Origin of the sequence: Rhodanobacter sp. OR92 (assembly GCF_000427545.1) — a bacterium.
Taxonomy (GTDB): domain Bacteria; phylum Pseudomonadota; class Gammaproteobacteria; order Xanthomonadales; family Rhodanobacteraceae; genus Rhodanobacter; species Rhodanobacter denitrificans.
Map to the genome: position 1 here is coordinate 1 of NZ_ATYF01000013.1, position 12,828 is coordinate 12,828.

Annotated in this window: 11 protein-coding genes; 6 read left to right on the forward strand and 5 right to left on the reverse strand. The window is 65.8% G+C overall.

Annotated features, from left to right (window positions below; translation table 11 throughout):
- The 5 genes from RHOOR92_RS19005 to RHOOR92_RS20050 form a co-directional block, all read right to left on the reverse strand.
- The coding region (locus RHOOR92_RS19005; protein ID WP_155950212.1) for a class I SAM-dependent methyltransferase at positions 1–1,201 on the reverse strand (1,201 nt) is incomplete at its 3' end.
- Between the two features lie 3 nt (positions 1,202–1,204).
- Positions 1,205–2,602, reverse strand: coding sequence for an ABC transporter ATP-binding protein (locus RHOOR92_RS0107385; RefSeq protein WP_027489951.1), 1,398 nt, complete (start codon positions 2,600–2,602; stop codon positions 1,205–1,207).
- Positions 2,592–3,416: an ABC transporter permease gene (locus RHOOR92_RS0107390; RefSeq protein ID WP_051281161.1), complete on the reverse strand. Its 825-nt coding sequence runs from the start codon at positions 3,414–3,416 to the stop codon at positions 2,592–2,594. The genes RHOOR92_RS0107385 and RHOOR92_RS0107390 overlap by 11 nt, the downstream gene beginning before the upstream one ends.
- Before the next feature lie 119 nt (positions 3,417–3,535).
- The gene (locus tag RHOOR92_RS0107395) at positions 3,536–4,702 is read right to left on the reverse strand and encodes a PLP-dependent aspartate aminotransferase family protein (protein ID WP_027489953.1); all 1,167 of its coding nucleotides are present in this window, start codon (positions 4,700–4,702) and stop codon (positions 3,536–3,538) included.
- The gene (locus tag RHOOR92_RS20050) at positions 4,677–4,811 is read right to left on the reverse strand and encodes a hypothetical protein (protein ID WP_255326665.1); all 135 of its coding nucleotides are present in this window, start codon (positions 4,809–4,811) and stop codon (positions 4,677–4,679) included. The genes RHOOR92_RS0107395 and RHOOR92_RS20050 overlap by 26 nt, the downstream gene beginning before the upstream one ends.
- A 164-nt stretch (positions 4,812–4,975) precedes the next feature.
- Here RHOOR92_RS20050 and rfbB point away from each other — a divergent pair, with 164 nt between their 5' ends.
- The 6 genes from rfbB to mgtA all read left to right on the forward strand — a co-directional run bounded on the left by rfbB (position 4,976) and on the right by mgtA (position 12,803).
- On the forward strand, positions 4,976–6,046 hold the full coding sequence (gene rfbB, locus RHOOR92_RS0107405) for a dTDP-glucose 4,6-dehydratase (RefSeq protein ID WP_027489954.1): 1,071 nt from the start codon (positions 4,976–4,978) through the stop codon (positions 6,044–6,046).
- A 26-nt stretch (positions 6,047–6,072) separates the two neighbouring features.
- Complete coding sequence (rfbA, locus tag RHOOR92_RS0107410) at positions 6,073–6,963, forward strand: glucose-1-phosphate thymidylyltransferase RfbA (protein ID WP_027489955.1); 891 nt, start codon at positions 6,073–6,075, stop codon at positions 6,961–6,963.
- Complete coding sequence (gene rfbC, locus RHOOR92_RS0107415) at positions 6,960–7,517, forward strand: dTDP-4-dehydrorhamnose 3,5-epimerase (protein ID WP_027489956.1); 558 nt, start codon at positions 6,960–6,962, stop codon at positions 7,515–7,517. The genes rfbA and rfbC overlap by 4 nt, the downstream gene beginning before the upstream one ends.
- A 130-nt stretch (positions 7,518–7,647) precedes the next feature.
- Positions 7,648–8,583 (forward strand): dTDP-4-dehydrorhamnose reductase, encoded by a 936-nt coding sequence (rfbD, locus tag RHOOR92_RS0107420; protein WP_027489957.1) that lies wholly within the window; start codon positions 7,648–7,650, stop codon positions 8,581–8,583.
- Between the two features lie 132 nt (positions 8,584–8,715).
- Complete coding sequence (locus RHOOR92_RS0107425) at positions 8,716–10,128, forward strand: mannose-1-phosphate guanylyltransferase/mannose-6-phosphate isomerase (RefSeq protein WP_027489958.1); 1,413 nt, start codon at positions 8,716–8,718, stop codon at positions 10,126–10,128.
- A 128-nt stretch (positions 10,129–10,256) separates the two neighbouring features.
- Positions 10,257–12,803, forward strand: a complete 2,547-nt coding sequence (mgtA, locus tag RHOOR92_RS0107430; protein ID WP_027489959.1) for a magnesium-translocating P-type ATPase — start codon at positions 10,257–10,259, stop codon at positions 12,801–12,803.
- The last annotated feature ends 25 nt before the right edge of the window (positions 12,804–12,828 follow it).

A 12,828-nucleotide genomic window follows, 5' to 3' on the forward strand; every position in this document is an offset into this window, starting at 1 on the left:
CAGCGTCCAGACGCTGCGCCCATGCGGAAGCCTTCTCATGGTCTGCCACCGTCTTCGCATGGATTTCATGCATTTCCTCGAGCTTGGCGTTCAGCCCCTGTGCCCATGCACCCAGCTTCTGGTGATCGGCGACCGTCCGGCCGTGCGCTTCACGCAGCTCGTTCAACTCCCGATTCAGCGACGACGCCCAGGCCACCGTCTCCTCGCGCGCCTTGGTCAGCTCATCGATACGCTTTCTAGATGCGAGCAATTCGACGTCCAGACGCTGCGCCCATGCGGAAACCTTCTCGTGGTCCGCCACCGTCTTCGCATGCGCTGTGCGCAGATCATCCAGCGCCTTTCCCGACTCCTTTGCCCACGTCACTGCCTTTTTGTGATCAGCCACTACTTGGCCATGAAGATCACGTAGCCGGTGGACTTCGGCTTCTAGCCCGACAGCCCAGCGCGCAACCTCACGGTGATGGGTGTATAGATCTTCGGCCTCAGAGAACAGAACGGATGGACGCAGGCATTTTCGAGCGCCACTCAGCTCCCCGGCAATGGCGATGAAATACACCGGATCCGCCAACGAGGCGGCACGTTCGACAACCTCGGAGCCGGTGTCGGTCAACGCATCAAGCGTACGCTCCGGAGCGTCATCTTGTAATGTGAAAATCGACGAGCCAACCGCCAGGCGCTGGCCAAAGTAGTTGATATCGCCGAACTGCTCCTTGAGTACGGCGTCAAACTCGGCGAAATCCAGTTCCTTGACGTGAAATTCGTTGTGATGTCCAGCCAGCTCTGTATAGACGATTCGGTTCGGCGAGGAAATGACCAGTACTCCATCCGGTCGCAGGACACGACGAATCTCACTGAGCATTTCCCGGTGGCGATCATGGTGTTCGATGGTTTCGAAGGAAACCACCACATCGACACTGTTGTCATCCAACGGTATCTGCGCGGCATCGCCACACTGAAACTCCAATCCAGGAATATCGCCATAAGCAACACGAGCATGCGCAACTGTGCTCTGCGCGACATCCACGCCCTTTACGGTACGAGCCCGGCGAGCGAGCATCGCGCTTCCATAACCCTCGCCGCAGGCAATATCGAGAACGTCCTTGTCAGCAACGAGCGGCACGCACCACGCGTAGCGATGCATGTGTTCGTGGCGGATCTCTCCCTGCTCCGTCGGTACGTAGCGCTCACCGGTGAACTCCATCGGCTACGCCTCCACCTGTTCGATCTCGACCGCATGCATGGGAATGCCCACAAGTCCGTAGCGCATGGTGCTTTCGTGCGCCTTGAAGCTGATCGCGTCGTGAATCCAGTGCTGCTGGGTATGATTCTCCTGCGTCCCGGTGGCGAGTGCGACATCAACGGAGTAGTCGCCGCTGGGCAATATCGGCATGCGGAAACGGAAATGTGCACGCAGACGGACGCCCGGTTGCACCTGGACAGGTCGCTCCCGATAGCTGACATACGTGTTGTCACCAAAAATCCGCTGCCCCAGCCGATCCTTCACGTAGAAGCCGAAGATCGGTGCACCGATCGCCTCCAGCATATTTGCATCGATCGTCAGGTCGGCCACTTCGCCGCCAGCAATCAACCGATGCACCTTGCCTTCTTCGTCCAGCAACTGCACGTCGACAATGCGCGCCGCCCCGGTACCAAACTCTGAGTTGATCCGCTCAGGATCGAACTCGAATACCTCGACCAGGTTCCGCGTCGCCTCTCCATTCAGCAGGGCCTTGCGTGGATCGACCACATCCACGGGCACGGCGTGGGCTTCGTCAGACACAGTAACCGCCCCGCCAGCGAATGGCTGCACTGTCACGGATTCGCCTAGCGAGGCGCGGTCCGCCGCATGCTGCACGGCAAGATAGCGCTCGACGACATCACGGGCGGAGCCGTCCATCATCAGCTTACCGGTATCCAGCCAGATGGCTCGGCTGCACAGGTTGGTGACCGCCCCGGTGTCATGACTCACGAACAACAGCGTGCCGCGCTTCTGGAATTCGCGCAGGAAACGCATGCATTTCTGGGTAAACCGCACGTCGCCGACGCTCAGTGCCTCATCGATTACCAGCGTGTCGGCATCGACATGCGCCGCAATCGCGAACGCCAGGCGCACGTACATGCCGCTCGAATACGTCTTTACTGGCTGGTTGATGAAATCACCGATGTCGGCGAAATCCACGATCGACTGGAACCGGCCGCGCAGTTCGCTCTCCGGGATGCCATAGAGGAGGCCGCTCAGATAGACGTTCTCCCTGCCGGTGAACTCCGGATTGAAGCCTGCACCAAGTTCCAGCAGGGCAGCTATCCGCCCATGCACGGCTACTGAGCCTTCGGTGGGATGCAACGTTCCGCACACCATCTGCAGCAGCGTTGACTTGCCTGAGCCGTTGCGTCCGATGATGCCGACCGTTTCGCCGCGGCGCACATCGAATGAAACGCCGCGCAGGGCCCAGAACTCTCTAAAGTAGGCGCGCTGCCCTCTACCGAACGCCTGGCTGATGCGCGGCATGATCATCTGCTTGAGCCGATCCACCGGTTGCGCGTAGATCTCGTAACGCTTGCCCAAGCCTTCTACGCGAATATTCAGCTCATCAGAGGACATCGGCAAACCCCTTGCGGCTGCGCTCGAACCATGCAAAAGCAAGCCACGCAAAAAGCCCGGAAAGCAAGGTGTAAAGTCCCAGCATTCCCCAGGCTGGCGGCTTTCCCCAGATCAGCACGTCACGCGAGGCCTCCACCATGACTGTGAGCGGATTCAGGTACATCCAGTTGCGGAACTCCGCGGGAATGAACTCCTTCGGGTACATGATCGGCGCAAGGAACATGAGCGCTGTCGTGATAATGCCGGTAGCCTGCTTGAGGTCGCGCAGGAATACGCCCAGCGATGCCAGCAGCCAGATGACTCCGGCCACGAACGGCATGAAGCATGCTACGACAATCGGGAACAGCACCACCGTCCACGGGATCGAGCCGCTCACCAGCCATTCGATGGCCAGCAACACCAGTGTCGACACGAGCAAGTGAAACAGGGCTGACCCGATGGCGCTCCAGGAGAGCGTTTCCAGCGGGAATACCACTTTCTTGACGAAGTTCGTATTCTCCACGATCAATGTGGGGGCGCGATTGGCGCATTCCGCAAACATCGAATTGATGTTCAGTCCCGCAAACAGGATGATGGCAAACTGGAAGCGCCCACCAGCCTGTTCATTCCAATGCGAATTGAAAATGACGCCGAAGACGAACGTATAGATCATCAGCATCAGCAACGGATTGAAAAATGACCATAGCAATCCGACGAACGAACCGCGATAACGGCCCACGACATCGCGTCTCGCCATCTGCACTACCAGCGCAAGATGACGAAACAAGGCTCGATAGGGAGAAGTCGGGTCAATGAGCCGGTAAGCTGAGATCATGGTTTTCCATAAGGTGTGGTTACTGACGTGCTTCTACCCGGCATCGCGGGGCGCAATCCGTCAGTTATCGGTGCCCATCGCGCAGCAGCGGCGAAAAGAATGATCGATATCGGGAGCCATCAAGCCAGTGCCGCCGTCAATTCGTGACGCAGATCTTCGATGTCCTCCACCCCGACCGACAGCCGCACCAGCCCGTCGCTGATCCCCAGCCGTTTGCGGTTGGCCGCGGGCACCGAGGCGTGGGTCATGATCGCCGGATGCTCGATCAGGCTCTCGACGCCGCCGAGCGATTCGGCCAGCGCGAACAGTTCGCAGCGTTCCAGCATGCGTTTGGCCTTCTTCAGGCCGCCCTTCACCTCGATCGTGACGATGCCGCCGAAGCCATGCATCTGGCGTTTTGCCAGCGCGTGCTGCGGGTGGCTCTTCAGGCCGGGGTAGATCACTCGCTCGACCGCCGGATGCTTCTGCAGCCACGTCGCCAGCTCCAGCGCGCTGGCGCAGTGCTGGCGCATGCGCAGGTGCAGGGTCTTCAGGCCGCGCATGGCGAGGAACGCATCGAACGGGCCGGCCACCGCGCCCACCGAATTCTGCAGGAAGCCCATCGGCCCGGCCAGTTCCTGGCTGCCGGCGACCACGATGCCGCCGACCATGTCGGAATGGCCGTTGATGTACTTGGTGGCCGAGTGCAGCACCAGGTCGGCGCCGAATTCCAGCGGCCGCTGGATCATGGGCGAGCAGAACGTGTTGTCGACCACCAGGATCAGGCCGTGCTTCTTCGCGAACGCGGCGACCTTGGCCAGGTCGACCAGCTTCAGCATCGGGTTGGTCGGCGTTTCGGCCCAGATCATCCGCGTGTTCGGCTTCAGTGCCGCCTTCAGCGCCGCCATGTCGTTCAGGTCGATAAAGCTGAAGTCGAGCCCGGCCGAGCGCCGGCGCACCCTCTCGAACAGGCGGTAGGTGCCGCCGTAGAGGTCGTCCATCGCGATCACGTGGCTGCCCGAGTCGAGCAGGTCCAGCACGGTCGCCGCGGCAGCCAGGCCGGAGGCGAACGCGAAGCCGGCCACGCCGCCTTCCAGGTCCGCCACGCAGCGTTCGTAGGCCATCCGCGTAGGATTCTGCGTGCGCGAGTACTCGTAGCCCTTGTGCTTGCCCGGGCTTTCCTGCACGTAGGTCGAGGTAGCGTAGATCGGCGTCATGATGGCGCCGGTGCTGGGATCGGGATGCTGGCCGGCGTGGATCGCGCGGGTGCCCATTCCCTGCTCACTGCGTTGCTTGCCGCTTTTCATCGCTCTGTTTCTCCCGACCCGCCGGACGGATCGCCTGGATGATGATCAAGCCGATGATTCTAGCCGTTAAGCGGCAGCTGCCGGGCATGCCGGTGAGGATGACGTTCATCCCAAAGTGAGCAAACCGTCGGTTTTTCGGCATCTTTCTCGCTTCGACACCTTTGCGAACACGGCCGGCGCTTGGTCATCGCGCCTGAAACCGGCATCATTTGCTGCCCACCCGGCGCTCGAACCGCCGTGCAGACCCACTCAGCTGAAACCTAGGACATCTTGATGAACGAATCATCCACGAGGAGCAAGACCCTGCTGGTCACCGGCGGGGCCGGCTTCATCGGCGCCAATTTCGTGCTGCAGGCGGTGGCCGACGGCCTGCGGGTCGTCAACCTGGACAAGCTCACCTACGCCGGCAACCCGGACACGCTGGCCTCGTTGCAGGGCAGCGAGCGGCATGTGTTCGTGCACGGCGACATCGGCGACCGCGCGCTGGTGGCCAGGCTGCTGGCCGAACACCGGCCCGACGCGATCGTCAATTTCGCCGCCGAATCGCACGTCGACCGCTCGATCGACGGCCCGGCCGAGTTCGTGCAGACCAACGTGGTGGGCACGCTGGGCCTGCTGGAATGCGCCCGCGATTACTGGCGCGGCCTGGAAGGCGGCGCCCGCGAGGCGTTCCGCTTCCTGCACGTGTCCACCGACGAGGTGTATGGCTCGCTCGGCGCCGACGGCAAGTTCACCGAGACCACGCCGTACGCGCCGAACTCGCCGTACTCGGCCTCGAAGGCTGCCTCCGACCACCTGGTGCGCGCGTTCCACCATACCTACGGCCTGCCGGTGCTGACCACCAACTGCTCGAACAACTACGGGCCGTACCAGTTCCCGGAAAAGCTCATTCCGCTGGTGATCCAGAAGGCGCTGGCCGGCGAAGCGCTGCCGGTCTACGGCGACGGCAAAAACATCCGCGACTGGCTGTTCGTGGGCGACCACTGCAGCGCGATCCGCCGCGTGCTGGACGCCGGCCGGGTGGGCGAGACCTACAACGTGGGCGGCAATGCCGAGCGCGAGAACATCACCGTGGTGAAGACGATCTGCGCGCTGCTGGACGCGCGCCGTCCGCTGGCCGACGGCCGCAAGCGCGAGTCGCTGATCACCTACGTGCGGGACCGCCCCGGCCACGATCGCCGCTATGCGATCGACTCCTCCAAGCTGCAGCGCGAACTGAACTGGCAGCCGTCGCAGACCTTCGAGAGCGGCATCGCCGCCACGGTGGACTGGTATCTCGACCACCAGCCGTGGGTGCAACGCGTGCTCGACGGCAGCTACCGCATGGAGCGCCTCGGCGCATGAGCATCGCAACCTCCAGGGACTCGACCGTGAATTCGACGCACAAGGGCATCATCCTCGCCGGCGGCTCCGGCACACGGCTGCACCCGATCACCCGCGCGATCAGCAAGCAGCTGCTGCCGGTATACGACAAGCCGATGATCTACTACCCGCTGGCCGCGCTGATGCTGGCCGGCATCCGCGAGGTGCTGGTGATCAACACCCCGCACGAGCAGGACATGTTCCAGCGCCTGCTCGGCGACGGCTCGCAGTGGGGTCTGGATATCCGCTACGCGGTGCAGCCCTCGCCCGACGGGCTGGCGCAGGCGTTCACCATCGGCCGCGACTTCGTCGACGGCAAGCCCAGTTGCCTGGTGCTGGGCGACAACATCTTCTACGGCCACGGTTTCACCGAGCGCCTCAAGCGCGCCGCCGCACGCGAGCACGGCGCCACGGTGTTCGGCTATTGGGTAAAGGATCCCGAGCGCTACGGCGTGGCCGAATTCGACGCCGCCGGCAAGGTGATCGGGCTGGAGGAAAAACCGGCCCAGCCGAAGTCGCATTACGCCGTCACCGGCCTGTACTTCTACGATGCCCGCGTGTGCGACTACGCCGCCTCGCTGAAGCCTTCGCCGCGCGGCGAGCTGGAGATCACCGACCTCAATCGCTGCTACCTGGACGACGACTCGCTGCACCTGGAGCAGCTCGGCCGCGGCTTCGCCTGGCTCGACACCGGCACCCACGAATCGCTGATGGAAGCGGGCAACTACATCGAGACGATCGAGAACCGCCAGGGCCTCAAGGTGTGCTGCCCGGAGGAAATCGCCTACCTCAACGGCTGGATCGACACCGAGCAGTTGCTGGCGCTGGCCGCGCCACTGGCCAAGACCGGCTACGGCCAGTACCTGCAGCAGCTGACCACGCAGGGTCCGGCACGATGAAAGTGATCGAAACCGCTCTGCCCGGCGCCCTGATCCTCGAACCTCAGGTGTTCGGCGACGCCCGCGGCTTCTTCTACGAAAGCTACAACGAGGCCAAGTACCGCGCCGCCGGCATCGACCACCACTTCGTGCAATCCAACGTCTCGCGCTCCGCGCGCGGCGTGCTGCGCGGCCTGCACTACCAGTGGCCGAACCCGCAGGGCAAGCTGGTCAGTGTGCTCGAAGGCGAGGTCTACGACGTGGCGGTGGATATCCGCCGCGGCTCGCCCACGTTCGGGCAATCGGTCGGCGTGATGCTGACGGCCGACAACCATCGCCACTTCTGGATTCCAGAGGGGTTTGCGCATGGCTTCTGCGTGGTCTCCGAGTTCGCCACCTTCTGCTACCAGTGCACCGCGTTGTACGACTCGAAGGCTGACGCCGGCATCCGCTGGAACGACGCCGCGCTGGGCATCGACTGGCCGATCAGCGCGCCGCTGCTGTCGGACAAGGACGGCAAGACGCCATTGCTGGCCGACGTGCCGCCCGAGCGGTTGCCGACGTACGCCGCATGAGCAAGCCCCGACCAGCCGTTTTTTCTCGTCATCCCCGCGGAAGCGGGGATCCAGTGACTTCAATGCACGCCCATGCCGAGGCACTGGATTCCCGCTTGCGCGGGAATGACGGTGATTGTTCGAGGTTTCCATGAGAATTTTGCTGCTGGGCGCAAACGGCCAGCTTGGCCGCACGTTTCTCGACCAGGGCGGTTTGGCTGCGCGTGGCGAACTGGTTGCGGCCAGCCGTGATGGTGCGCTGACGCACGGCGGCCCCGGCGAGATCGCCGACCTTTCGATTCCCGCATCGCTGCCCGCCTTGCTCGACCGCGTACGGCCGGACGTGATCGTCAACGCCGCCGCCTACACCGCCGTCGACCGCGCCGAACAGGAGGAAGCGCTGGCCACCCGCGTCAACGGCGAGGCGGTCGGCGTGCTCGGCCGCTGGGCGGCGGCGCACGGCGCACTGGTGATCCACTACTCCACCGACTACGTGTTCGACGGCAGGCAGTCGCAGCCCTATGCCGTCGATGCGACTACCGGCCCGCTCGGCGCCTACGGCCGCAGCAAGCTGGCCGGCGAACGGGCGCTGCGCGACAGCGGCGCCGATCACCTGACGTTCCGCACCGCCTGGGTCTACGCCGCGCATGGCCACAACTTCCTGCGCACCATGCTGCGCCTGGGCGCCGAACGCGACGAACTGCGCGTGGTGGCCGACCAGCACGGCGCACCCACCAGCACGGCGCTGATCGTTGCCGGCACGCTCGCCGCGCTGGATGCCTGGCAAGCTGCCGAGGCCACGCAGCGCCGAACGCTGATCGGCACGCATCATCTGGTCGCCAGCGGCCACACCAGCTGGCACGGCTTCGCCGAGGCGATCTTCGCCGACGCCGCCGGGCGCGGGCTGATCGCGCGCGCACCACGGGTGGCAGCGATCACCACCGCCGACTACCCAACGCCAGCCGAACGCCCGGCCTGGTCGTTGCTGGACAACACCGGTTTCCAGCGGCGCTTCGGCTATGCTTTGCCCGATTGGCAAAGCGGCTTGCATGACGTGCTGGATGCGCTTTCGCGCCAGCGCGCCTGACACCGCTTGTAGGAGCGCACCCTGTGCGCGAATGCTTTTCCGTCACGTGACAAAGAGTATTCGCACACAGGGTGCGGCTCTACGGGCTAGCCGTGAGCCGCAGGCAAGCGCGCTCCATCAGGAAGATCCACCATGCTCATCCCCTTGATCCTCAGCGGCGGCAGCGGCACCCGGTTGTGGCCGGTGTCGCGCAAGAACCTGCCCAAGCAGTTCCTGGCGCTGGCCGGCAAGGGCACGCTGTTCCAGCAGACCATCGCGCGAACCCGCCAGTTGCCGCATGTCGCCGCGCCGATCGTGGTGGCCAGCGAGGACCATCGCTTCCTCGCCGCCGACCAGTTGCTGGAAGCGGGCATCGATGACGCCAGCATCGTGCTGGAGCCGCTGGCCCGCAACACCGCGCCGGCGATCGCGCTGGGCGCGCTCACCGCCCTGCAGCGCGACGCCGACGCCACCTTGCTGGTGCTGCCGGCCGACCACCTGATCGGCGACACCGCCGCCTTCGTCGAGGCGGTGAAACAGGCGTTGCCGCTGGCCGCGCAGGGCTGGCTGGTGACGTTCGGCATCCGCCCGGACCGGCCGGAGACTGGCTTCGGCTACATCCGTCGTTCCGAGGCGATCGACGGCTACGGCTTCCGCGTCGATCAGTTCGTCGAAAAACCCGACCTGGCCACCGCCGAGTCCTACCTCGCCGACGGCGGCTACGACTGGAACTCCGGCATGTTCCTGTTCAAGGCCGCGCGCTACCTGGAGGAACTGGCCGCGCACGCGCCGGCGATGCTGGCCGCGGTGCGCGAGGCGCACGCCAAAGCCACTGCCGACCTCGACTTCGTGCGCATCGACCATGACGCCTTCGCACGGGTGCCGGACAAGTCGATCGACTACGCGGTGATGGAAAAGACCCGGCGTGCCGCGGTGATCCCGGTCAGCTGCGCGTGGAGCGACATCGGCTCGTGGTCGGCGCTGTGGCTCACCGGCGACAAGGACGCCGACGGCAACCTGCGCGAAGGCGACACGCTGGCGGTGGACACACGCAATTCGCTGCTGCGTTCGCACGAGCGCCACCTGCTCGCCACCGTCGGCGTCGACGACCTGATCGTGGTGACCACGCCGGACGCCACCCTGGTGGCGCACCGCGATGCCGCGCAGGACGTGAAGAAGATCGTCGAGCGGCTGAAGGCCGCCGGCCGCAGCGAGCACTCGCTGCACCGCGTGGTGTACCGGCCGTGGGGCAGCTACGACTCGCTGGAGGAAGGCCCGCGCTTCCAGGTCAAGCGCATCGTGGTCAAGCCCGGCGCCAGCCTGAGCCTGCAGAAACACCACCACCGCGCCGAGCACTGGGTGGTGGTCTCCGGCACCGCCGAGGTCACCTGCGACGACAAGGTGTTCCTGCTCGGCGAGAACCAGAGCACCTACATCCCGCTGGGCAGCAGGCACCGCCTGCGCAACCCGGGCAAGGTCGCGCTGGAACTGATCGAGGTGCAATCCGGCAGCTATCTGGGCGAAGACGACATCGTGCGCTACGACGACGTCTACGGGCGCGCCTGAGCGTCGGCGCACGCTGCGCAATGACCGCCTGGCGCAGGCGGGGCGTTCCAGTCCGCCCCGGGAACGCCCGGACCAGTTGACCGACGTCAACGCGGCGCCACCGCACAACCTGCAATGTCGCCAGCATCATGAACGACATCGGCGCACCTTCCTCTCCGGCGCGGAACCCGGTGGACACCTCGCTGGCCGGGCTGTTCCGCGGCATGGAAAGCCGTGCGGACGGCCTGTCCGGGCCGGAGGCCGCGCGCCGGCTGCTGCGCGATGGCCCGAACGAGGCCCGCGCGGCCGGCCGCCGCGGCGCGATCGCCGTGCTGCCCGGCCTGTTCGCCAACCCGCTGGTGGTCATCCTGCTGCTGGCGGCAGGCGTCTCCGGGTTCCTCGGCGACTGGGCCGGCGCCGCCATCATCGTCGCCATCGTGCTGCTGAGCGTGACGCTCAACTTCACGCTCAGCTATCGCTCGCAGCAGGCGGCCAACCGCCTGCGCGAGGAAATCGCGCCGATGGCGACGGTTTGCCGCGACGGCCGCTGGCAGGAACTGCCGCGCCGCGAGCTGGTGGCCGGCGACGTGATCCGGCTGTCCGCCGGCAACCGGGTGCCGGCCGATGCGCGCCTGATCGACGCGCGCGACCTGCACGTGCAGCAGGCCGCGCTGACCGGCGAATCGGCACCGGTGGAGAAGCAGCCGGCGGACGACGCGGCCGACGGCGCGGACGCAAGACAGCTGGTTTTCCTCGGCACCTCGGTGGTAGCCGGCACGGCGACGGCACTGGTCTATGCGACCGGGCGCCGCACGGCCTTCGGCGATGTCGCCGAAACGCTGTCCGAGCGTCCGCCGCAAACCGAGTTCGAGCGCGGCCTGGGGGATTTTTCCCGGCTGATCATGCACACCGTGGTGTTCCTGCTGCTCGGCGTGCTGCTCGTCGGCGCCGTGCTGCACCGCCCGCCCCTGCAGACCCTGCTGTTCGCGCTGGCGCTGGCCGTGGGGCTCACGCCCGAGTTCATGCCGATGATCACCGCCGTCACGCTGGCCCGCGGCGCGGTGCGCATGGCGCGCCGGCGGGTCATCGTCAAGCACCTTGCCGCCATCGAGGACTTCGGCAGCATGACGGTGCTGCTGAGCGACAAGACCGGCACCCTGACCAGCAGCGAGACCGCGGTCGCCGCCACGGTCGATCCGTTCGGCGAAGCCTCCGCACGCACGCAGTTGCTGGCCCAGCTCAACGCCACGTTCGAGACCGGCATTCGCAGCCCGCTCGACGCGGCCATCCTGCGCCACGCCACGCTGGCCACCGACGAGTACCGCAAGCTCGACGAGATCCCGTTCGACTTCGAGCGGCGCCGGCTGTGCGTCGTGCTCGAGCACGGCGGCGAGCGGCGGCTGGTCGTCAAGGGCGCGCCGGAATCCGTGCTCGCCGCATGCACGCAATATGAGGTGGGCGGCGCGGTGCGGCCGCTCGACGCCGCCGCCACGGCCCGCTGCACGCAAAGCTACGAGACGTTCGGCGAACAGGGCTTGCGCGTGCTGGCGGTGGCCTGGCGCAACGTGCCGGCACAGGATCGCTACACGGTGGCCGACGAGGCTGCACTGGTGCTGGCCGGCTTCGTCACGTTCGCCGACCCGCTGATCCCCGGCGTGGCCGAGTCCCTGCGGGCACTGGCGCAGGACGGCATCGCGGTGAAGATCCTCACCGGCGACAACGAGAAGGTGGCGCGGCACGTATGCGCGCAGGTCGGCATCGACGTCGGCCAACTCGTCAGCGGGACGGAAATCGACGCGCTTGGCGAGGCCGCGCTCGGTGTCCTGGCCGAGCGCAGCAGCGTGTTCGCGCGGGTGTCGCCCGCGCAGAAGCACCGCATCGTGCTGGCGCTCAAGGCGCGCAACTGCGTGGTCGGTTTCCTCGGCGACGGCATCAACGACGCGCCGTCGCTGCACGCCGCCGACGTGGGCATCTCGGTGGCCGATGCGGTGGACGTGGCCCGCGACGCGGCCGACATCGTGCTGCGCGAGCGCGATCTCGGCATCCTGCACGCCGGCGTCATCGAGGGGCGCCGGGCGTTCGCCAACGTGATGAAATACCTGCTGATGGGTACCAGTTCCAACTTCGGCAACATGTTCAGCATGGCCGCCGGCACGCTGTTCCTGCCGTTCCTGCCCATGTTGCCGACCCAGATCCTGCTCAACAACTTCCTCTACGACCTGGCGCAGACCGCCATCCCGACCGACCACGTGGACGAGGCGCAGCTGCGGCGGCCGCGGCGATGGAGCGTGGCCGTGATCCGGCGCTTCATGCTCGGCGTGGGGCCGATCAGTTCGCTGTACGACTTCGCCACGTTCTACGTGTTGCTGCACTGGCTGCACGCGTCGGAGGCAGCGTTCCACACGGGCTGGTTCATCGAATCGCTCGCCACCCAGACCCTGGTGCTGTTCGTCATCCGCACCGCCGGCAATCCGCTGCGCAGCCGCCCAAGTTTGCCGCTGGCGATCGGCGTGCTGGCGGCGCTCGCCATCGGCATAGTGCTGCCGTGGACGCCGCTCGCGCCCCGGCTGGGCATGACGCCGCTGCCGGCCGCCTTCTTCGGGTTCCTGCTGGCGGCGACGGCCACCTACCTGCTGCTGGTCGAACTGGCCAAGCGGCGATTCATGGATGCCGGCGAGCGGAGCCTGCAGGCATGAACCGGCAGGCAGCAGCCGTGCCCGG

Bases quoted from the DNA above. Each gene is read 5' to 3' on its own strand.
- RHOOR92_RS0107390 (WP_051281161.1), bottom strand. From the start codon at position 3,416: ATGATCTCAGCTTACCGGCTCATTGACCCGACTTCTCCCTATCGAGCC.
- RHOOR92_RS0107385 (WP_027489951.1), bottom strand. From the start codon at position 2,602: ATGTCCTCTGATGAGCTGAATATTCGCGTAGAAGGCTTGGGCAAGCGT.
- RHOOR92_RS0107425 (WP_027489958.1), top strand. From the start codon at position 8,716: ATGCTCATCCCCTTGATCCTCAGCGGCGGCAGCGGCACCCGGTTGTGG.
- RHOOR92_RS20050 (WP_255326665.1), bottom strand. From the start codon at position 4,811: ATGAACGTCATCCTCACCGGCATGCCCGGCAGCTGCCGCTTAACGGCT.
- rfbC (WP_027489956.1), top strand. From the start codon at position 6,960: ATGAAAGTGATCGAAACCGCTCTGCCCGGCGCCCTGATCCTCGAACCT.
- mgtA (WP_027489959.1), top strand. From the start codon at position 10,257: ATGAACGACATCGGCGCACCTTCCTCTCCGGCGCGGAACCCGGTGGAC.
- rfbB (WP_027489954.1), top strand. From the start codon at position 4,976: ATGAACGAATCATCCACGAGGAGCAAGACCCTGCTGGTCACCGGCGGG.
- rfbD (WP_027489957.1), top strand. From the start codon at position 7,648: ATGAGAATTTTGCTGCTGGGCGCAAACGGCCAGCTTGGCCGCACGTTT.
- RHOOR92_RS0107395 (WP_027489953.1), bottom strand. From the start codon at position 4,702: ATGAAAAGCGGCAAGCAACGCAGTGAGCAGGGAATGGGCACCCGCGCG.